The sequence below is a fragment of the Dyadobacter sp. CY323 genome (assembly GCF_021390245.1).
GTDB lineage: Bacteria > Bacteroidota > Bacteroidia > Cytophagales > Spirosomataceae > Dyadobacter.
This window is the reverse complement of record NZ_JAJUXH010000010.1, coordinates 50,677-69,776: the sequence shown is the minus strand read 5'-3', so window position 1 is coordinate 69,776 and position 19,100 is coordinate 50,677. Positions and strand designations below refer to the sequence as shown.

Genomic DNA, 19,100 nt, shown 5'->3' with positions numbered 1-19,100 from the left:
GTCACATTCGTGTATCCGTGGCTTTAAAAACCGAGTAGTCCCCCTCTAAAATTGACTTTTGGCATTAAACAAAATTAATGACCAAAATCCTAACCCCTCCCACAACCTTTTTAGGCAGAATACGTTACCTCGGCCCCGGATTCATCCTTTCGGCAGCAATTGTCGGTTCCGGCGAGTTGATCGCGACCACCGCATTAGGCGCGAAAGCTGGTTTCGTCATGTTCTGGATTATCATTCTCAGTTGCCTGGTGAAGGTGGCTCTCCAACTGGAATTTGGTAAAAATGCGATTTACACCGGCACTTTTATCATGCATAATTTCAATAACCTGCCCGGATTGAGGTTTGGAAAATCGCATTGGAGCATTTGGCTTTGGCTTTCACTGCAGGGTTTGAAATTGTTGCAGGTAGGAGGAATTGTCGGAGGTGTCGCCATTGTACTCAATATGGCCTGGCCTGGAATTTCAGTAAATGTCTGGGCAATTATCTCGGTACTTGTTACTTCGTTTTGGGTTTACAGAGGAAACTACGGACCGATCGAAAAAGGCTCTCTGGTGATGATCCTCCTGTTTACAGTTGTGATTTTATTATCACTTTTTCTGCTGCAAGGAACAAAATATGCCATTCATTGGGAGCAAATAAAGACGGGACTGCAGTTTTCACTTCCGGTTGGCATGGTTGCGATGGCTTTCGGGGCATTTGGTATTACCGGCGTGGGTGGCGATGAAATCATGTACTACAATTACTGGTGCATCGAAAAGGGTTATGCCGCATACACGGGGCCAAACGATGGAAGCGAAGAATGGGCGGTCAGGGCCAAAGGATGGTTTCGGGTCATGTACCTGGATGCCGTTCTGTCGATGGTGGTTTATACGATCGTGACGGCTGCATTTTACTTACTTGGGGCGGCGGTTCTGCACAGTGCAGGCAGCGTTCCCGAGGGATATGAAATGGTAGAAGTGTTGTCAAGAATATTCACTGAAACGCTGGGCCCTTGGGCTAAAAACCTGTTTCTGGTCGGGGCATTTTTCGTTTTGTATTCCACCTTATTTACGGCTGCTGCAAGCTGGGCAAGAGTGTGGGGGGATGCCTTCGGACAATTGGGATGGATGAAATTCAATACTGAGGCAGAGCAACGTAAAAGCATCGGCATACTATCATGGGTTTTGCCTGCAATCTGGTGCATCTTGTTTTTGTTTTTACAGTCTCCCGTGATGATGGTTATTCTCGGCGGAATTGCGACGTCTATTTTGCTATTGTTGATTGTATATGTGTCACTGGTTTTCCGCTATCGTGAATTGCCTGCTTCATTAAAGCCATCAATGGCATATGATCTGTTTTTCTGGATAAGTGTCGTATCGATTTTAACAGTAAGCGGCTACGGCATTGTGCAGATTCTCTGATTTTTAAATAGTACGAAATTTTAAAATAATAGTAAAGCTGTTAACCTTAACCGGATCTTAAATTCTGTCATATGGAAAAGCCGAACGAAGTTTCAAGGAGAGATTTTATTAAAAATTCAACGGCAGCAGCGGTAACGCTCTCAATCCCCTACATTATTCCTGCGAATGCATTTGGCGCGAATGATCGTGTACGGGTGGCCGTTCTTGGTGTAAATGGGCGGGGCCAGTCGCACATTGCGGGGTTCAGCAAACTGAGCAATGTGGAGGTAGCTACATTATGCGATCCTGATAATAACATTCTTCAGACGAGAGCAAAGGAGTTTGAAACCAAAACAGGCAAAAAAGTCAAGACTGAAAATGATCTTCGAAAGGTATATGAGGACAAATCGATTGATGTAGTCAGTATCGCAACTCCCAATCACTGGCATGCATTGGCAACGATTTGGGCTTGTCAGGCGGGAAAAGATGTTTACGTTGAAAAACCAGGCTCACATAATCTGCATGAAGGTCGCAAAATGATCGAGGCTGCTCACAAATACAAACGAATCGTGCAGCATGGCGTGCAGTTGCGCAGCTCGGAAGCATTGCAGGAAGCAGTGAAGCATCTGCGCGACGGTTTGATAGGGAATGTGTATATGGCGAGAGGTCTCGTTTATAAATGGCGCCCCGATATTGGTGACAGAGGAACGGAGGCAGTTCCGGCAGGTTTGAATTACGATTTATGGACCGGCCCGGCCGAAATGAAGCCATTTTCTAAAAACTATGTGCATTACGACTGGCACTGGCACTGGAACTATGGGAACGGCGATATCGGTAATCAGGGAATTCACGAGACGGATATGTGTATGTGGGGTTTGGGGGTTGATAGTTTCCCGGAAAAGATTACCTCTTCCGGAGGTAAATTTCTGTGGAATGATGCGAAGGAAACGCCTGAGGTATTGAGTTCTTCTTTTGTTTATCCCAAAGAAAAAAAGATCATCGAATTCGAAGTGCGTCCATGGATGACAAACGATGAAGGTGGAACGGGAATCGGGAACATTTTCTATGGTTCAGAAGGGTATATGGTTGTGAAAGGCTATGACTTTTACGAAACGTTTCTGGGAAAGGAAAAGAAGCCGGGACCAACGCGTAAAGCCGGTGGAGACCATTTCAAAAACTTCATAGACGCAGTAGTAGCTAAGGATGCCAAGTTGCTAAACGGCCCGGTTGAAACCGCACATTTATCGTCGGGCCTGGCGCATCTAGGAAACATCGCATATCGCACCGGGCGCGCATTGACGTTTGACCCTAAAACTGAAAAGTTCATTGCAGATGATGAAGCTAATAAAATGCTGACCAGAAAGTATAGATCGCCATATTCGATGCCTGGGGCGGTTTGACCGGTTTCTAACTAAGGCTTTTCAAAAGTTCTCTTTACGAGAACTTTTTTTATATTTACACACTTGTTCATGAGAGTACATTTAATAAAAAAACAGAGTATTGAAGAATTTGTAAGAAATCATGCGAGAAGTAAAACGTCATTTGAAGATTGGCTGCAAAGGGTAAAGCATGCGGATTGGCGGTTTCCGGGAGATATTCAGGAAAGTTTTTCAACGGCAGATTTCCTAGGTAATGCTTCGAGACGAGTTGTTTTTGATGTAGGGGGGAACAATTACCGCATAATATGTAAGTACGTTTTCGGCGAGGCCTCTGTCCGCATATATGTTTGTTGGATTGGAACACATGCTGATTATACATATTTGTGTAGGCGTGGCCATCAATACACAGTTAATCAATTTTAGCATGGAGGTCCTTAAGTATAAAGTGATAAAAACGAAGGAACAGTACTATGAATACTGCCGGGAGCTAGAAAAGCTGGATGATTCTTTGGAAGCCGACAAATTTGTCGATGAGGCTGAGCTTCTAACTCTTCTGATAGAAACTTACGATGCGGAGAGGGAGACTAAATCAAATTACGATCCGGTTGAACTGCTCCACTCATTAATGTCTGATCATCAGCTGAAAGCACGTGATCTAGCTGCAATTTTGAATGTAAGCAAAGGCTATGTATCTGACATCTTGCATTATAAAAAAGGGATGTCAAAAGAAGTAATCCGCAAACTTGCCGAGCGTTTCAAAATGAGGCAGGAGGCATTTAACAGGGAATATCAGCTTTTGCACGAGAACTCCGGCGAGCGCAGTAAGGAAAGCACCAAGCGAATTTTGCAAGATGTATAACACGTAAAAGTCCGATAAACGACAGGTTTACCGGACTTTTTACTTTTATAATTTTTATCTTAAAGCGTCGAAAAATCGAACGTTTCCAGATATTTAGTCGTGAAGTTCCCTGATTTGAAACCTGGATCGTCCATTAACTTGATATGGAATGGAATGGTGGTTTTGATACCCTCAATCACAAATTCCTGCAAGGCGCGCTTCATACGGGTGATCACTTCTTCTCTTGACTGGCCGCTCACAATAAGCTTCGCAATCATGGAATCGTAATTCGGCGGGATGGTGTAGCCACTGTAAACATGGCTGTCGATCCGAACACCATGACCACCTGGGAAATGCAGATTCGTAATTTTTCCCGGCGCCGGTCTGAAATTATTGGCAGGATCTTCTGCATTGATCCGGCATTCCATCGCGAACAGTTTGGGCGTATAATTCTGACCGGAAATAGGCTCGCCCGCAGCTACTTTTATCTGCTCTTTTATTAAATCAAAATCTGTAACTTCCTCAGTGATAGGGTGCTCTACCTGAATACGGGTATTCATTTCCATAAAGTAGAAGTCCCCATGTTTATCAACTAGAAATTCAATAGTGCCAGCTCCTTCGTAACCGATTGCCTGCGCACCTTTGATCGCCGCAGCCCCCATTTGTTCGCGCAGCTCAGGCGTAATGATTGGAGAAGGTGTTTCTTCAACCAGTTTCTGGTGACGACGCTGAATGGAACAATCGCGCTCGGACAAGTGACAAACTTTACCAAACTGATCCCCGATGATCTGGATTTCAATGTGACGAGGTTCTTCGACAAATTTTTCGAGGTATAAACCGTCGTTGCCAAATGCAGCGGCTGATTCTGTGCGGGCGTCATTCCAAGCTTTCTCAAATTCATCAGGCTTGTTGATGATTCGCATTCCACGACCACCACCTCCGGCAGTTGCTTTTACGATCACCGGATAACCAATGCCTTCTGCCAGTCTTTTTCCGTGTTCAACCGAATCGAGCAAGCCTTCCGATCCCGGAACGACGGGCACGCCGGCCGTTATCATCGTAGCTTTTGCGGTGGCTTTATCGCCCATTCCATTGATCTGAGCAGCAGTGGCTCCAATGAATTTGATCCCGTAATCCGCACAAATTTGAGAGAATTCAGCATTTTCCGACAAGAAGCCATAACCCGGGTGGATCGCATCTGCCCCGGTAACTTCTGCTGCTGATATAATGTTTTGAATACTTAAATAGGATTGCCGGCTGGGAGGCGGGCCAATGCACACTGCCTCGTCCGCGAAACGTACATGAAGGCTGTCCCGATCAGCAGTAGAATATACTGCAACGGTTTTTATCCCCATTTCCCGGCAGGTACGGATAACCCGTAAGGCGATTTCTCCCCGATTAGCAATGAGTATCTTTTTAAACATAAAAATCAATTAGGTTTTGCAGATCATCCTCTGCTTCAGATGGGCTCCACAAGAAATAATGGCTGATCAAATTCTACCGGCGTGGCATTTTCTACCAGTACTTTTACAATTTTACCCGAAATCTCGGATTCAATCTCATTGAATAGTTTCATCGCCTCGATCACGCAAACAATCTTACCCGGCTTGATTTCGTCCCCTACGCTGGCAAATGCAGGTGTTTCAGGATTTGAAGCACGATAGAATGTACCGATCATCGGTGATTTAATGGTAACCAGATTCTGAGTTGCCGAATCGCTGGTGGCAGCAGGCCCCGTAGAAGCAGCCTGAGTGACAGCGGTAGTGGGAACAGGAGGTGCGAACAATGGCGCAGTACTTGCTGCCGGAGTCGAGCTCACCGTTGCGGGAGCCGAACCGTAACGTTTTACTTTGATTTTCAGATCTGCGGTTTCAATATTCACTTCATCAAGGCCGGATTGGGCAATGAAGTCAATCAATTTTTGGATTTCTCTGGTTTCCATTTAGTCAAATTTAAACTGTTGAGAATGAGCGATCAAGGTCAACTTAATAAGTGCTTGATTTCCGGCATTTACCTCTTACAGCAAACAAAATTATGATTTTACTCTTTCTACGTAATCGTAAGTGCGGGTATCGACTTTGATCTTCTGACCCTCTTCAATGAAAAGCGGGACCATGATACGGGCGCCTGTTTCAACCTCAATGGCTTTTTTTGGAGAGTTGGCTGTGTCACCTTTCAGGCCAGGCTCAGAGTAGGTCACTTCTAGTTCTACAAAAGGAGGAAGTTCGCAGAGCAGTGCCGAGTCATTTTCTGTATTGATCAAAATCTCTACCTCCTGACCTTCTTTCATCAGATCTGCATTGGTAACCAATTTCTCATCAATCAAAACCTGGTCAAAGGTTTCCGCATTCATGAAATTGTAGCCGACTTCGTCTTTATATAAATACTGGAATTTATGTCTTTCAACACGAACGGGAATGATGCCGGCGCCGGAAGAGAAAGTGTTATCCAATACTTTTCCGGTAGTGAGACTTTTCAGTTTGGTACGAACAAAAGCATTGCCTTTGCCTGGTTTAACGTGCTGAAATTCAATTACCTGAAACAGGTCGTGGTTAAAATTGATTACCAGTCCGTTGCGCAAATCTGCAGTAGTTGCCATTTTTAGTCAATAAAATTAATATGAAGCTTTCACTAAACCTTGGTCTAAGCCTGGTATGCCCATTTAAGATAAATAGAGCCCCAGGTAAACCCACCTCCAAAGGCAGCCAGGATAAGATTGTCACCTTTTTTTATCTGAGATTCATAATCCCATAAACACAAAGGTATTGTTGCAGCCGTAGTATTGCCGTATTTCTGAATGTTCACCATTACTTTTTCCATGCCAACGCCCATCCGGTTAGCAGTAGCTTCGATAATCCGGCGGTTTGCCTGGTGCGGGACCAGCCACGCTACGTCATTGCCCGCCAACCCGTTTCTTTCCATAATTTCGGCAGAAACGTCAGCCATATTGGTCACAGCAAATTTGAAAACCTGCGCTCCGTCCTGATAGACGTAATGTAACCTGTTTTCGACGGTTTCATGTGTAGGCGGATAGCGGCTTCCTCCCGCTTTTTGGTTGAGGTAAGGATATCCTGCACCGTCTGATTTTATTATTGAATCTACAATTCCGTATCCTTCCGTATTTGGTTCAAGTAAAACTGCCCCGGCGCCATCTCCGAAAAGAATGCACGTTTTGCGATCGGTGTAATCAACAATCGCGGACATTTTATCGGTACCGACAATGATGACCTTCTTATACTTTCCTGTTTCGATGAATTGTGAACCGAGGGTGAGCGCGTAGAGAAATCCGGAACATGCTGCCTGGATATCAAAACTGCCCACGTTCCGAATGCCCACCATATCGCAAATGAGATTGGCGGTACAGGGAAAAATAAAATCAGGTGTAGTTGTTGCGCAAATCAGAAGGTCAATGTCTTTTGGGCTGGTGTTGGTTTTTGCAAGCAGCCCTTTCACCGCCTCGGCACCCATATGTGAACTTCCCAAACCCTCACCTTTCAAAATACGCCTTTCTTTAATACCGGTGCGACTTACGATCCATTCGTCATTTGTCGCAACCATTGTTTCCAACTCGGCATTTGTTAAAACATAATCAGGCACATACCCTTGTATTCCTGTTATAGAGGCTTTGATTTGGGTCATGATAAATTAACTATTCAAAATCCGAATAGGTTTTGGTAAGGTAGACAGTATCAGTTTAGACATGTGGTTGTGGTTGTCCGTGTCCGGATTAATTCAATGCCTGCGCAATGTGCAAATAAGCTTTGGATTTAACTTGTTTGTAAGCCCAGCCAATCATGTTTTTTATAGCCAATGGCGAAGAAATTCCATGAGCAATCATGACATTTCCGTTCACGCCAATTATCGGGCTACCTCCCACTGACTCGTAATTAGTCTGGTCAATGAACTCGTCCCTGAAATTCCGTTTTTTGGAAATTTCATAAAGTGATTCTCCCAGTTTAAATAATATATTTCCAGTAAAACCGTCGGTAACGATCACGTCGGCCTTGTTGGTAAAGAGATCTTTACCTTCAATATTTCCTATAAAATTGATTTTTTTGTTTTGTTTGAGGAGCGGATAAGTCGCCTGGGAAGTAAGAGAACCTTTTTGTTCTTCCTCGCCTATGTTCATCAGAGCAACGCGGGGCCGCTCGATCTGGAATGTATGCTGTGCGAATAAAGAGCCTATTTCTCCAAACTGGGCGAGCACTTCGGGCTTGCAGTCGGCGTTTGCTCCGATGTCAAGCATTACCGAGTGTCCTCCGCCGACCTGGGGCACAAATCCTGCGATGGCAGGTCTTATAACTCCTTCAATTGCTTTTATGCTAAAAAGCGCGCCTACATGCATTGCGCCTGTATTACCAGCACTACAGAAAATGTCGGCCTCTTTTTCTTTCAGAAGCTTGAAACCAACTCCTATACTGGAATTGGGTTTTTGTGACAGGGCCTTGGTCGGATGCTCCCCCATCTCAATAACATCTTCTGCGTGAACGACGTCAACATTAGTAGGGGTGAAATTGTGTTGATTGAATATTTCCCAAATCACACTTTCACGTCCAATTAAAACGATTCTCGCCTCGGATGGTAGCTCAGAAGCGGCCTGGATGACCCCTTCAACAATTGCCTGCGGAGCTAAATCTCCCCCCATAGCATCTACCGCAATTTTCATTTACACGCTGTTATTTTAGACTAATACGTTAGAAATCGAAGGTGTAAATTTAGCAGATGTGCCGTAGTAAAAAAGAATTTCGCAACAACTTTTATACGGTTGCTGCGAAATTGATAAGTTCACCGGCTGAAACTAAACGGTTTTAGTGTAGTTTTCAACTACCACTTTTCCCCTGTAAACCAGGTTACCTTCGTGCACGTGAGCGCGGTGTAATTGATGTATTTCGCCGGTCGAGGAATCAGTACCTAATTGCTTTCCGGTAAGGAAGTCATGTGCTCTGCGAGTGTCGCGACGAGTAGTGGAATGTCTCCGCTTAGGATGTGCCATGATGCTTTATGTCTATTGTTTTGTTTAAATCTGTTATTATCCTTCCCCTTTCAGCTTCTTCAATGCTTCCCAGCGGGGATCAACTTTTTCTTCTTCTTCGTCACTTTCAGGATCGTCGGAGACTTCAGAAGAATATACTAAAATTGCTTCTTCTTCATCTTCGGCCGATTCCAGTTCATCATCTTCTGTCCGCAGATCCGGGTGGATCTTTTTGAACGGGAGCGATAATGCAATAAAATCGAATATGTAGCGGGCTACATTAATTCTTGGCGTGTTCCGGTTGATGATTTCAATCTCATCAGTCAGTTCCTCATTGTGGTCCCCGAACTTCAATATAATCCGATCGTTGGAATCAATGGGTTCTTCAAACGGTTCGAGACTGCGGTCGCATGTTAATGTAACAGCACCCACCGTATGAAAATTGAGCTGGATCATCGTCGCCGATTTGTTGAGCTGAACGTGCGTTTTGAAATGCCCGTTTTGGATCAGATCCTGTTCCAATTCCTCAAAAAAAGCGTCTCCCGATTCCATCTCATAGTCATACTGTTTGTCTTCCAAACCGTAAATGTCTATGTTATATTTACTTAGCTCTTTCACTTTTTCTGTCAAAAGGACTGCAAAGGTAATGTCTTTCGATTTAATAAAAAAACGATAAGAGGATTTTATTCACCTTCCTCTTTCGCTTAACAAACCTAGTTATAAGTCCCCTTTCAGAGATTAGGGGTACTAAATCTTCTTCGCCGGATTGCCGAAATACGTGGCTTTTGCCGGTACGTTTTCCACAACTACGGATCCTGCACCAATGCGCGCATTTTTTCCGATTTCCACACCTGCGACGATGATGGCACCTGATCCAATAAAAGCACCACTGTTTATCTTCACACGATCGTTGATTACAGCGCCACTTCCGATGGTTACAAAGTCACCAACTTCGACAGCAGTATCGACAACAGCGGCAGTTTGAATCAGGCAATGATGGCCGATATTAGATTTCGCGCCAATGGTAACACGGGCACCAACCAGATTCCCATGACCAATGGAAGCCATCGCGGAAATGATCGCACTGTCGTGAATCGCATTGACAGGCATAACCTTACGCTCATCATTCAAAGTCTCCACAAGCCTTTCCCGTACCGACCTTTCTCCGATGGCAATAAAAGCCTCACATTTTTCTCCTACAATATTGAGAAAAGCGCTGTCATCCGTATCTCCAAGCACGCTGACATCACCATATTCCTTGCCATGTAGTTCTTTGTGATCGTCCAATAAGCCGTAAACAAGAACCTGGTTACGTCTGAAAATATCCAGTGCCTGCATTCCAAGATCTCCGGCACCAAAAATTAAAACGGGGTTTTCCATATTCGTAAATTAAAAGTCAAGTCTCATTTGAATGAGGGACAAATGAAGACTAAAAAAGTGAACCACTGCCGGATTGGCAGTGGAGTTGGTATCAAAAAAATGAACCTAATTACAGGAAGGTGATCCTAAAAACAAACGGACTGCCATAAGGTGAGAGATTCTGACCACTATACTGGTCGATCTGACTGTTGTAATTGAGGTTATACAATGCAGTAAAATGCACTTGTTTGATGAATCGCCCGCCGATTGGCTGAGAATAGGAAGCACCTAACAATGGCGAGCCGATCCACTGGCGTTTTTGGTAAGAACCAACCACATTCATCGATTCAAATTCACCGATGATGTTGATAATAGGTATCACATTATACATTAAAAACGCCCTGCCACCGTAGTAGGCTGTATTGATATCATAATATTTATATCTGAAGTACATGAGCGTTGCACCAACTCCACCGACAAGCTTGGGAGTGAGCTCGTAACCGATCATGGGGGACAAATTCACATTTGTGACCGTTCCGAAGCTTAATCCAAAACTGCCGCCAAGCCGGAGTCTGTCTTTAAAAGGCAGCTGGCTGAAATCAACATCTTTTTTATCCTCAATCTGCTTATTTTCAATCGGTGGAACATCTTTCTCTACTGGTTTTTCTTTGCCAATTGAATCCGGACGGTAATAATCGTCTTGCGCCAGAAGGTCTGCGGAGGCAAATAGTGTGAGCAGGAATATGCATAACGGGAGGATTTTTCTTTTCATCTTAAAATCGTTTATTTTATATATTGTAATTAGTAACGTACCGGCCGAAGATTTTGGTTTACCAATGCTGCCAGGCCTTCAAACTCCTCTACGACAACCTCATTCTTGTGTATGCATTATCAAATTTCGGTATCCGATCCACAGTCCCACTTCCTGAATATCACCTACACCATTCCCGAAATTAGCAGCGACTACATTGAAATTCAGCTGCCTGCGTGGAGGCCCGGACGGTACGAAATACAAAACTTCGCCAAAAATATTCAATTTATCGAAGCGATTTCAGAAGCAAATGAGAAACTGCCACTTCACAAAGTAACAAAAGACCGCTGGCGCGTTGGAACGGCCGGTCAAAAAGAGGTGCGCATCCGATATTCGTATTATGCAATTAGTCAGAATGCGGGGACAAGTTATGTGGACGAAGAACTTTGGTATCTGAACTTCATCAATTTCTGTATGTACACCGAAGGACGTATTACAGAACCTTACACAATAAAGCTTGGATTGCCTGACAGTTATCAGATTGCGTGCGGATTGCCGGAAACCGGTAAAAACACATTATATGCCAATGACTTTTACCAGCTTGTCGACAGCCCGCTGCTCGCCTCGGAAACACTTCAGCAATGTGATTATAGGGTGCGGGGCGTGCAATTTAAGATCTGGATGCACGGTAACCTACGGCCCAACTGGCGCCGCATTGAAAGAGATTTCAGAAGGTTTTCGAGGGAACAGATTGCAACTATGGGAGAATTTCCGGAAACGGAGTACCATTTCCTGAACCTCATTTTGCCCACTGCATTTTACCATGGAGTAGAACATCAAAATTCGACGATGATCGTGCTCGGGCCGGACGATGAAGGTGAGGGGCTTTATTCTGATCTTCTGGGGGTTAGTTCTCATGAGCTATTCCACACATGGAATATTATCAGAATTCGTCCGATCGAGTTGTTGCCATACGATTTTACCAAAGAAAACTACTTTCGTACCTGTTTTGTAGCGGAAGGCTGCACGACTTATTATGGGGATCTTTTCCTAAAAAGGTCGGGAGTTTTTACGGATGAGGCATATATAAAGGAATTGCAGGTTTACATGAAGAGGCATTTTGAAACTGCCGGGCAGGCAACGCAATCACTTGCCGATTCTTCTTTTGATCTCTGGCTGGACGGTTATGAAAAGGGAATACCGAACCGCAAAGTATCCGTATACCATAAAGGCGCGCTGGCTGCATTGATCCTCGACCTTTACATCCGAAAGAAGACGAATCACGCTCAATCTCTGGATGATGTGATGCGCCTGCTCTGGCTGCGGTTCGGGAAGCCATTTATCGGATATACTTTGGAAGATTACATTCAAATCGCCGAAGAAGTGGCCGGAGAAACGCTGGAATGGTATTGGCATGACTGCATTTATACCAGCGAGCCACTCGAAACGCGCCTGAACGATGCACTGGCATTTGTGGGCCTGCAAATGTCTACATTCAGTAATGGTAATATTCAGCTCAATGTACTGGACGATTTCAAAGCAAAAATTCAGAGGGATAAGTGGCTGGAAACGGTGCAGGTTTTGACTGCGGAGGAGGAGGAGGAGGAGTAGGGTGGCTTTCGGCTGTCAGCTATCGGCAATCAAAAAAAGTCAGAATGCCGACAGCCGATTGCCGAAGTACCTACACCAATGCCTCTTTCACTGCCGCGCCAATCTCCGGGAACCTGTATTTGAAATTCGTTTCCTTTACAATTCGCTCGTTAATGAGGTAACTGCTTCCAAGAACCACACTGGCCATTTTACCAAAGACGAGTTTCAATGCGAAAGCCGGTACGTTTGGGAGCCATTGCGGTTTGTTTAAGGCCATGCAGATTTGTTTTGTCAATTCTTCATTTGTTACTGCGGGTGTTGCAACTGCATTATATGCACCTTGCCAGGATTCGTTTTCAAGCGCGTCGACATACATTTGACAAATATCGTCGATGTGGATCCAGGGAATCCATTGCTTTCCGGAACCGAGTGGCGCACCGAAGCCAAACTTGGCTGGCGCAGCGATTTGCGGCAGCGCTCCACCGTCTTTGCTGAGTACCACCCCGGTCCGGAGCTTTACCGTTCTCACATCCTGATCTTTAATCAGGTCGGCTGCCTTTTCCCATTGAATGGTAACCTGAGACAAAAAGTCATTTCCCGGAGGCGACGATTCTGTATGCTTTACATTTCCGGAATCTTCTCCATAATAACTGCTGCCCGATGCCGATACAAATGCTGCAGGTAGTACTTTCTGCTTCTTCAATTGGTCAGCAAGAAATGAAATGGTATCGATACGGCTGGAAAGAATGTTCTTTTTCTGCTTTTCCGTCCAGCGACTCTCGGCAACTCCTTCGCCAGCCAGATGAACCAGGAAATGAAGGTTGTCTAATGCGCCTTCCTCGAGATAGCCATTTTCAAAATTCCATTCAAACACTCGAACAGAAGGAATGTCCTTTTTCTTTCTGCTCAGGTAAGCGACTTCATACCCTTTTTTCAGCAGGATTTTGGTTAAATGTCTGCCAATCAAACCTGTTCCGCCGGTGATCAAAACCTTTTTGCCCATCATTCAAGTATAGTTAAAAGCGTACCACCAATCAGTCGACGATCAAACCCGCAGCGTCGTTGGGGACATTCTGTTCAATCGCCTTTGTAACCCGCTCTACCATACTTTCAACCGATTCGTCCGGAAGAAAATGCATAGCTGGTTTAAAATGGACAGTAAGCTTGGTATTACGTTTCTTGAAACGCAACCCTTTTTTATCAAATGCTCTTCTGAAACCGTTGATTACAACCGGGATCACAATGGGATTATGGTCTTTTATCAAATGCGCAGTTCCCTTGCGTACAGGGGCATACGGTTTCGTCGTTCCTTGCGGAAAACTGACTACCCAGCCATGCCCGAGACCCATGCCAATGCGGTCCTGAGCGGAGTTGTCAAGCTGGCGGCTTACATTTTCACCATTTGCCCGCCACGATCTTTCGATCGTAATGGCACCGCCCGCACTGAATAACTTTGGCAGGATACCTTCTTTCATGGTCTCTGCGGCTGCGACGTAATAGCATCGCGCGCGGGGTGAAAAAAGGTAAAATGGCGGCGAGATCGTATCCTTGTATCCCCATTTTATCGCACAAAAAATATGGTAAAACGCGATGACATCCGCGAAGTACGTCTGGTGGTTGGAAAGAAAAAGAACGCCATGATCCGGTAATTCCAGTAGCTGATCGCCACCTATGATCTTGATTTTATTTACTGCGGTATATCTGTAATACGTGAACCAGCCGAGGATAAATATCAGTAGCCTTTTGAAAATCAAGTAGTTGCCAAAAGGATCTTTCTCGAAGAGGCCAAAAAAATCAAAATGGACGAGCCAGGAAGGTAAAAGGCTGTAAGTACTCTTCTTAGGATTCATAGTGCAGGTAAAGAATTCATCATCAGATCAGCCAGGCCGTTTTGCTCAGGAGTATTGGCAACTATTGTACCAATCAGTTGTAATTTATGTAATATGCATTGTTAAAGTAAGAATATTTTTCGGAGTTCTGCTCTAATGCAGGCGCAGCAATTGGCATGATTCTTTCTGCGCATACCTTTACATTCAAATTCAGTATTTCTTAATAACACTCATTTTTCAACAGTATGAAAATGAAATTTAAATTTCACATTCTGACAGGTTTTGTGGCAATCAGCCTGTTGTCGGGATGTTCTAAAAATCCCGTAACAGGCAAGAAGGAAATCATCTTTATGTCCAAGGAAAAGGAGATTGCCCTCGGCGCCGAATCGCATCCCTCTATCGTCGCCACTATGGGTATTTACGACGATAAAAACCTGCAATCCTTTATTAATGAAAAAGGAAAGGCAATGGCAAACATATCTCACCGCCCCGATCTTCCCTACCAATTTTTTATTGTAGACTCCCCGGTTGTCAATGCATTTGCCGTTCCCGGCGGTTACGTATACTTCACACGGGGGATTATGGCACATTTCAATAATGAAGCTGAATTTGCCGGAGTACTGGGCCATGAAATCGGGCACATTACAGCCAGGCACTCGGCACGTCAGCAGACGTCACAGATCTTTGGTCAGGTTGGATTAATGGCGGGAATGGTGCTTTCCGAAACGGTGCGCGGACTTGCAGATCAGACGCAGCAAGCACTGGGCTTGCTGCTTTTGAGCTATAGCCGTGAGCACGAAACGGAATCGGATAAGATTGGAGTAGAGTATTCGAGCAAAATCGGTTACGACGCCCATCAGATGGCGGATTTCTTTGGTACGCTGAAAAAAATAAGCGAAACCGGCGGTCAAACCATCCCGACCTTCCAGTCAACTCACCCGGATCCGGGCGGCAGACAAACAAAAGTGGAAAAGTTGGCGACGGAGTATCAAAAAGAACATCCCGCCAAGTATAATGTGAACCGCGATGCCTACCTGCGTAAAATTGAAGGTATCATTTATGGAACAGATCCGAAACAGGGTTTTGTAGAAAATCATACGTTTTATCATCCTGAGCTGAAATTACAGTTTCCCGTTCCAAGTGGCTGGCAGTACGAAAATTCCCCTGCCCAATTCCAGATGGCCGCGAAGGATGGAAAATCCATGGTTCTTTTTACCATTGCACCGGGAAAGACGTTGGAGGAAGCCGCTCAGGCGGTAATCAAAAATTATAGCTTACAAGTGTCCGAAAACAACAAAACGTCCATCAATGGCAATCCGGCCATTGCCATGATTTCGACACAAGTTGCGCAATCGCAAACCGGTCAGCAAGCTGCTCCAACTCAGAATTCGATCCAGGTTGCAACATGGCTGATCCAATACGGCGGCAATATTTACGCGATCCACGGTGTGGCGGCTGCGGCAAATTTTGGTGGGAATGTAAATCAGTTTAAATCCATAGCACAAGGCTTTAAGTCGGTAACAGACGGAAACATACTGAACCGCCAACCCGATCGTATCCGTATTAAAACCGTACAACGCGACGGTTCTCTGAAAGACGCTTTGAAAGACAACAACCAGCAGGACAAGCAAATGGACGAACTGGCAATCATCAATGGAATGTCGCTTTCGGATAAAGTAACGAAAGGAATGTTGATCAAGACGCTGGGAAGGTAGTTTTAAGTTAAAGGACGTATTGTCACCCTGAGCGGCCCGGCGGCCCGGTGCGCTCAGGGTGACAATTTTTTTAACGTTGCACCTGGCAGGCATTGATCGTAAACCACTCATCCTACAATTTTTTCCACTCAAAAACTTTTCCTGAAAAAATTTGGTTGATATATCAACACAATCTACATTTGTACTATGGTAAATGCAGCAGTTAATAAATGGGAAAATCTGAGAGAAGAAATGAAAAACTCTCTGCAGTTTAAGCTGGGGGCTGTTACTAAATCGGTTTTCAAAAAAATGAACTCTGAATTGGTGAATGAAGGAATTCCAGTCCTTGCTGAACAATTGCCGATTCTGATGGTTGTATATTTTCAAGTTAATGCGATGACCCAGCAGGACATTGCGAATGTGCTTCAAAAAGATAAAGCAGGCATTCAGCGTTCTGTGCAGACATTACATAAAGATGGGTTTTTGAAAATTGAAAGTGATATCGAGGACAAAAGAAAGAATATGATCTCGTTAACACCGAGCGGAAAGTTTGTCTGCGAGCGTATTCAGACATTAGCCATTGCATTTAATAATCAAATTATGGAGCACTTTTCGGAAGATGAAAGGAAGACTTTTATTGGTTTTCTGGATAGGGTGCTCACAGTCATTGAAAAATAAAAAATTTTAGTGAAATGGTTGATATGTCACCAGTAGATAGGTCAACCATTAAAAGTTTAGCCACAATTATTACATGAAAAATCCAATGAATTTGAAACAGATATGGGCACTCCTTGCATTGGTACTGATCGCTGACGCAGCGTCGGCGCAGACGACCAAGCTGACTTTAAAGGATTGCATTGCTTACGGGATCAAGAACAACAGCAATGTTAAAATTGCCCAGTATAAGGAAAGCGTTGCAAACGAGCAGTCGCGGGAGGCATTATCTTATTATTTGCCGCAAGTTGCAGGTAATGGCGCGCTCGATGATAACCTTAAACTGCAATCGACCGTACTTCCGGGTGCATTGTTTGGAGGTGAAGATCGCCGGGTTGCATTAGGTACCAAGTATACGACCAACGTTTCGGCCCAGGCGGATCAGGTGATCTTCGATCAGCAGCTTTTGGCGGGTATCAAGGCAAACAAGCCAAACATTGCGAATGCAGAATTGAACTCGCGGAAGACGAAAGAGACGATCATTTACAATATTACAAACGCTTATTATCAGGTATTTGTAACCAATGCACAGATCGATCTTTTAAAAGATAACCTCGAAAAAACCACTAAAATCCTGGGTACGCTGCAATTGCAACTGGACAATGGTGTGATCAAAAAAGTGGATTACGATCGTACGAAAGTGAGTTTGAACAACATTCAGTCACAATTGACATTAGCGGAAAGTAATCTGATCCTCGCTAACAATCAGCTGAAATTCCAAATGGGAATGCCGCTTTCGGAACAACTGGAATTGACGGATAATCCGCTGAACAAACCATTCAAACTGATTGAGCCAGGACCATTTGAAGCTTCTAATCTGACCGATTTCAAGATCCAGAACGTGAACATGCAATTGCAACAAATTGAAAAAGACCGCATTAAGGCAGGTTATTTGCCCAAAGTTTCAATATACGGCCGCTATGGTATGCAGGCACTGGGAAGCCAATTGGGTGAATCCTGGGGAAACTGGTTTAGCTACGGTGCAGTTGGTTTGAAATTGACAATCCCGATTTTCGACAGTTTCAGAAGAGATGCGCAATATAAACAGGCGGACCTGAACCTAATGACGCAGCAGGAACAATTGAAACTCAACACACAGAATTACGAGTTGCAGAACAACAATGCGACGACACAGCTTCAAAAAGCCAAACTCAATCTGACAAATGACGAAAGCAACGTAAACCTGGCGAAGGAAGTGTACGATGTAACCACGCTGCAATATAGAGAAGGAACGATCCCGTTATCCGACCTGCTCAATGCTGAAACTTCCTATAAAGAAGCCCAAAGCAATTATATCAACTCTATGCTGAGCTACTACCAGGCACAACTGGGCATCGAACAGTCACTGGGAACGCTTAACGATTTTTATACAGCATTGCCGTAAAAAGCCATTGGGTCATTGATGGTCATTGGGTCATTTATAGTCATTAAGTCATTAGTCGTCAACATTTCGGCCGCCCGGCGGCCCGGTTCGCTCAATGTGACAATTCAAATCATTCATTTACTCATTCAACATTAAAATGAAAAGGAAAATAATCATCATAAGCTCCATCGTCATCATCGGACTCCTGATCGGCTTCCGCCTGGTAGCGAACAAGTCCAAGATGGACGCGAAGAAAGTAATGCCGGATAACAAAAACGTAACCATTCCGGTAACTGCGGTGGCAGTAAAAGAAGGCAGCACCGATCAGCAGCTGGTGCGTACCGGTAGCCTGATCCCATTCAAGGAAGCCGAGATTATGGCGACTTCGGCTGGTAAGGTTTTGTCGGTTAAATATGACCTCGGAAGCTACGTTTCGCAGGGTGCGACGCTCGTGAAAGTGGATAGCAAGTTGAAAGAACTTTCACTGCAAGCCACCGAATTGAATATCAACAAATTGAAAAAAGATACAGATCGTTACAACAAGCTTCTGGCTGGAAATGCAGCAACAGAAGTGCAGGTGAACGATACGAAATACAACTACGAAAATGCATTGAACCAGGCTGAGCAGATCAAACAGCAGATCAACGATGCAGTAGTAGCAGCGCCGATCAGCGGTCGCGTGATCAAAAAGAACATTGAACCGGGGGAGTTTGTCAATGTAGGTACCTCATTAGGAACGATTCTCGATGTTTCACGCCTGAAAGTGCAGGTAATGATCTCCGAGAATGATGTTTACAAATTGAAAGAAGGCCAGCATGTAAAGGTAGGTTCAAGTGTTTTTCCTGATAAAAAGATAGACGGTACGATCTCATACATTGCTCCGCAGGGTGACGAATCGCATAACTATCCGGTGGAAATCGTAATCAAAAATGCCAATCAATTGCGCGCAGGAACCTTCGTAACTGTTGAGTTTAGCCAGAAAAGCAGCCAGCAGGCATTGCTGATCCCGAGAAGTGCATTGGTAGAAAGCGTGCGTAATCCTTATGTGTATGCCGTGGAAAATGGAGTTGCAAAAAGACGTAACATTCAGGTAGGCCGCGAGTTAGGCGACAATGTGGAAGTTTTGGGAGGTTTGAAATCAGGCGAGACGGTGATCACAACCGGCCAGATCAACCTGAGCGACGGGGCTGCGGTTAATGTTACCAAATAGTATTCATCAGTAAACGAATCAA

The 19,100-nt window shown here is 44.6% G+C and carries 20 protein-coding genes; 9 read left to right on the top strand and 11 right to left on the bottom strand.

The genetic code is table 11. From position 1 onward, the window contains the following. Positions 1–77: 77 nt before the first annotated feature. From LZG72_RS15675 to LZG72_RS15660, 4 genes are all read left to right on the top strand, one after another. Positions 78–1,400, top strand: a complete 1,323-nt coding sequence (locus LZG72_RS15675) for an Nramp family divalent metal transporter (protein ID WP_233874191.1) — start codon at positions 78–80, stop codon at positions 1,398–1,400. A gap of 71 nt (positions 1,401–1,471) precedes the next feature. Then, the gene (locus LZG72_RS15670) at positions 1,472–2,779 is read left to right on the top strand and encodes a Gfo/Idh/MocA family protein (protein ID WP_233874189.1); all 1,308 of its coding nucleotides are present in this window, start codon (positions 1,472–1,474) and stop codon (positions 2,777–2,779) included. Between the two features lie 69 nt (positions 2,780–2,848). After that, positions 2,849–3,181 (top strand): type II toxin-antitoxin system HigB family toxin, encoded by a 333-nt coding sequence (locus tag LZG72_RS15665; protein WP_233874186.1) that lies wholly within the window; start codon positions 2,849–2,851, stop codon positions 3,179–3,181. A 1-nt stretch (position 3,182) separates the two neighbouring features. Next, complete coding sequence (locus tag LZG72_RS15660) at positions 3,183–3,617, top strand: type II toxin-antitoxin system HigA family antitoxin (protein ID WP_233874183.1); 435 nt, start codon at positions 3,183–3,185, stop codon at positions 3,615–3,617. A gap of 59 nt (positions 3,618–3,676) precedes the next feature. Here the strand turns inward: LZG72_RS15660 and accC are convergent, their stop codons facing one another. From accC to LZG72_RS15615, 9 genes are all read right to left on the bottom strand, one after another. Beyond that, complete coding sequence (gene accC / locus LZG72_RS15655; protein WP_233874180.1) at positions 3,677–5,020, bottom strand: acetyl-CoA carboxylase biotin carboxylase subunit; 1,344 nt, start codon at positions 5,018–5,020, stop codon at positions 3,677–3,679. 35 nt (positions 5,021–5,055) lie between these two features. Then, entirely contained in the window at positions 5,056–5,538 is a 483-nt protein-coding gene (gene accB / locus LZG72_RS15650) for an acetyl-CoA carboxylase biotin carboxyl carrier protein (RefSeq protein WP_233874176.1), read from the bottom strand. Positions 5,539–5,628: 90 nt separating this feature from the next. Beyond that, a complete protein-coding gene (gene efp, locus LZG72_RS15645; protein ID WP_233874173.1) occupies positions 5,629–6,195 on the bottom strand; it encodes an elongation factor P in 567 nt (188 codons plus the stop codon). Between the two features lie 44 nt (positions 6,196–6,239). Then, entirely contained in the window at positions 6,240–7,235 is a 996-nt protein-coding gene (locus tag LZG72_RS15640) for a beta-ketoacyl-ACP synthase III (protein ID WP_233874171.1), read from the bottom strand. An 88-nt stretch (positions 7,236–7,323) separates the two neighbouring features. Further along, positions 7,324–8,262, bottom strand: a complete 939-nt coding sequence (plsX, locus tag LZG72_RS15635; RefSeq protein WP_233874168.1) for a phosphate acyltransferase PlsX — start codon at positions 8,260–8,262, stop codon at positions 7,324–7,326. 132 nt (positions 8,263–8,394) lie between these two features. Beyond that, a complete protein-coding gene (gene rpmF / locus LZG72_RS15630; protein WP_215234912.1) occupies positions 8,395–8,589 on the bottom strand; it encodes a 50S ribosomal protein L32 in 195 nt (64 codons plus the stop codon). Between the two features lie 36 nt (positions 8,590–8,625). After that, on the bottom strand, positions 8,626–9,186 hold the full coding sequence (locus LZG72_RS15625) for a DUF177 domain-containing protein (RefSeq protein ID WP_233874164.1): 561 nt from the start codon (positions 9,184–9,186) through the stop codon (positions 8,626–8,628). Between the two features lie 129 nt (positions 9,187–9,315). Continuing rightward, entirely contained in the window at positions 9,316–9,948 is a 633-nt protein-coding gene (locus tag LZG72_RS15620; RefSeq protein WP_233874161.1) for an acetyltransferase, read from the bottom strand. A 109-nt stretch (positions 9,949–10,057) separates the two neighbouring features. After that, the gene (locus tag LZG72_RS15615; protein WP_233874158.1) at positions 10,058–10,699 is read right to left on the bottom strand and encodes a hypothetical protein; all 642 of its coding nucleotides are present in this window, start codon (positions 10,697–10,699) and stop codon (positions 10,058–10,060) included. A 111-nt stretch (positions 10,700–10,810) separates the two neighbouring features. Between LZG72_RS15615 and LZG72_RS15610 the strand changes: the two genes are divergently transcribed. Next, positions 10,811–12,289 (top strand): M61 family metallopeptidase, encoded by a 1,479-nt coding sequence (locus LZG72_RS15610; protein ID WP_233874156.1) that lies wholly within the window; start codon positions 10,811–10,813, stop codon positions 12,287–12,289. Positions 12,290–12,359: 70 nt separating this feature from the next. Here LZG72_RS15610 and LZG72_RS15605 read toward each other — a convergent pair whose 3' ends face one another. Beyond that, positions 12,360–13,274 carry a TIGR01777 family oxidoreductase gene (locus LZG72_RS15605; RefSeq protein ID WP_233874153.1) on the bottom strand — a complete coding sequence of 305 codons (915 nt, stop codon included), beginning with the start codon at positions 13,272–13,274 and terminating at the stop codon, positions 12,360–12,362. Positions 13,275–13,302: 28 nt separating this feature from the next. Beyond that, a complete protein-coding gene (locus tag LZG72_RS15600) occupies positions 13,303–14,118 on the bottom strand; it encodes a 1-acyl-sn-glycerol-3-phosphate acyltransferase (protein ID WP_233874150.1) in 816 nt (271 codons plus the stop codon). A 224-nt stretch (positions 14,119–14,342) separates the two neighbouring features. Here LZG72_RS15600 and LZG72_RS15595 point away from each other — a divergent pair, with 224 nt between their 5' ends. From LZG72_RS15595 to LZG72_RS15580, 4 genes are all read left to right on the top strand, one after another. Then, complete coding sequence (locus LZG72_RS15595; protein WP_233874147.1) at positions 14,343–15,812, top strand: M48 family metalloprotease; 1,470 nt, start codon at positions 14,343–14,345, stop codon at positions 15,810–15,812. Between the two features lie 231 nt (positions 15,813–16,043). Continuing rightward, positions 16,044–16,469, top strand: coding sequence for a MarR family winged helix-turn-helix transcriptional regulator (locus tag LZG72_RS15590; RefSeq protein ID WP_233874145.1), 426 nt, complete (start codon positions 16,044–16,046; stop codon positions 16,467–16,469). A gap of 73 nt (positions 16,470–16,542) precedes the next feature. Further along, positions 16,543–17,889, top strand: coding sequence for a TolC family protein (locus tag LZG72_RS15585; protein WP_233874142.1), 1,347 nt, complete (start codon positions 16,543–16,545; stop codon positions 17,887–17,889). 136 nt (positions 17,890–18,025) lie between these two features. Next, positions 18,026–19,078, top strand: coding sequence for an efflux RND transporter periplasmic adaptor subunit (locus LZG72_RS15580; RefSeq protein WP_233874139.1), 1,053 nt, complete (start codon positions 18,026–18,028; stop codon positions 19,076–19,078). The last annotated feature ends 22 nt before the right edge of the window (positions 19,079–19,100 follow it).

Bases quoted from the DNA above. Each gene is read 5' to 3' on its own strand.
- LZG72_RS15675 (WP_233874191.1), top strand. From the start codon at position 78: ATGACCAAAATCCTAACCCCTCCCACAACCTTTTTAGGCAGAATACGT.
- LZG72_RS15670 (WP_233874189.1), top strand. From the start codon at position 1,472: ATGGAAAAGCCGAACGAAGTTTCAAGGAGAGATTTTATTAAAAATTCA.
- LZG72_RS15665 (WP_233874186.1), top strand. From the start codon at position 2,849: ATGAGAGTACATTTAATAAAAAAACAGAGTATTGAAGAATTTGTAAGA.
- LZG72_RS15660 (WP_233874183.1), top strand. From the start codon at position 3,183: ATGGAGGTCCTTAAGTATAAAGTGATAAAAACGAAGGAACAGTACTAT.
- accC (WP_233874180.1), bottom strand. From the start codon at position 5,020: ATGTTTAAAAAGATACTCATTGCTAATCGGGGAGAAATCGCCTTACGG.
- accB (WP_233874176.1), bottom strand. From the start codon at position 5,538: ATGGAAACCAGAGAAATCCAAAAATTGATTGACTTCATTGCCCAATCC.
- efp (WP_233874173.1), bottom strand. From the start codon at position 6,195: ATGGCAACTACTGCAGATTTGCGCAACGGACTGGTAATCAATTTTAAC.
- LZG72_RS15640 (WP_233874171.1), bottom strand. From the start codon at position 7,235: ATGACCCAAATCAAAGCCTCTATAACAGGAATACAAGGGTATGTGCCT.
- plsX (WP_233874168.1), bottom strand. From the start codon at position 8,262: ATGAAAATTGCGGTAGATGCTATGGGGGGAGATTTAGCTCCGCAGGCA.
- rpmF (WP_215234912.1), bottom strand. From the start codon at position 8,589: ATGGCACATCCTAAGCGGAGACATTCCACTACTCGTCGCGACACTCGC.
- LZG72_RS15620 (WP_233874161.1), bottom strand. From the start codon at position 9,948: ATGGAAAACCCCGTTTTAATTTTTGGTGCCGGAGATCTTGGAATGCAG.
- LZG72_RS15615 (WP_233874158.1), bottom strand. From the start codon at position 10,699: ATGAAAAGAAAAATCCTCCCGTTATGCATATTCCTGCTCACACTATTT.
- LZG72_RS15610 (WP_233874156.1), top strand. From the start codon at position 10,811: ATGCATTATCAAATTTCGGTATCCGATCCACAGTCCCACTTCCTGAAT.
- LZG72_RS15605 (WP_233874153.1), bottom strand. From the start codon at position 13,274: ATGATGGGCAAAAAGGTTTTGATCACCGGCGGAACAGGTTTGATTGGC.
- LZG72_RS15600 (WP_233874150.1), bottom strand. From the start codon at position 14,118: ATGAATCCTAAGAAGAGTACTTACAGCCTTTTACCTTCCTGGCTCGTC.
- LZG72_RS15595 (WP_233874147.1), top strand. From the start codon at position 14,343: ATGAAAATGAAATTTAAATTTCACATTCTGACAGGTTTTGTGGCAATC.
- LZG72_RS15590 (WP_233874145.1), top strand. From the start codon at position 16,044: ATGAAAAACTCTCTGCAGTTTAAGCTGGGGGCTGTTACTAAATCGGTT.
- LZG72_RS15585 (WP_233874142.1), top strand. From the start codon at position 16,543: ATGAAAAATCCAATGAATTTGAAACAGATATGGGCACTCCTTGCATTG.
- LZG72_RS15580 (WP_233874139.1), top strand. From the start codon at position 18,026: ATGAAAAGGAAAATAATCATCATAAGCTCCATCGTCATCATCGGACTC.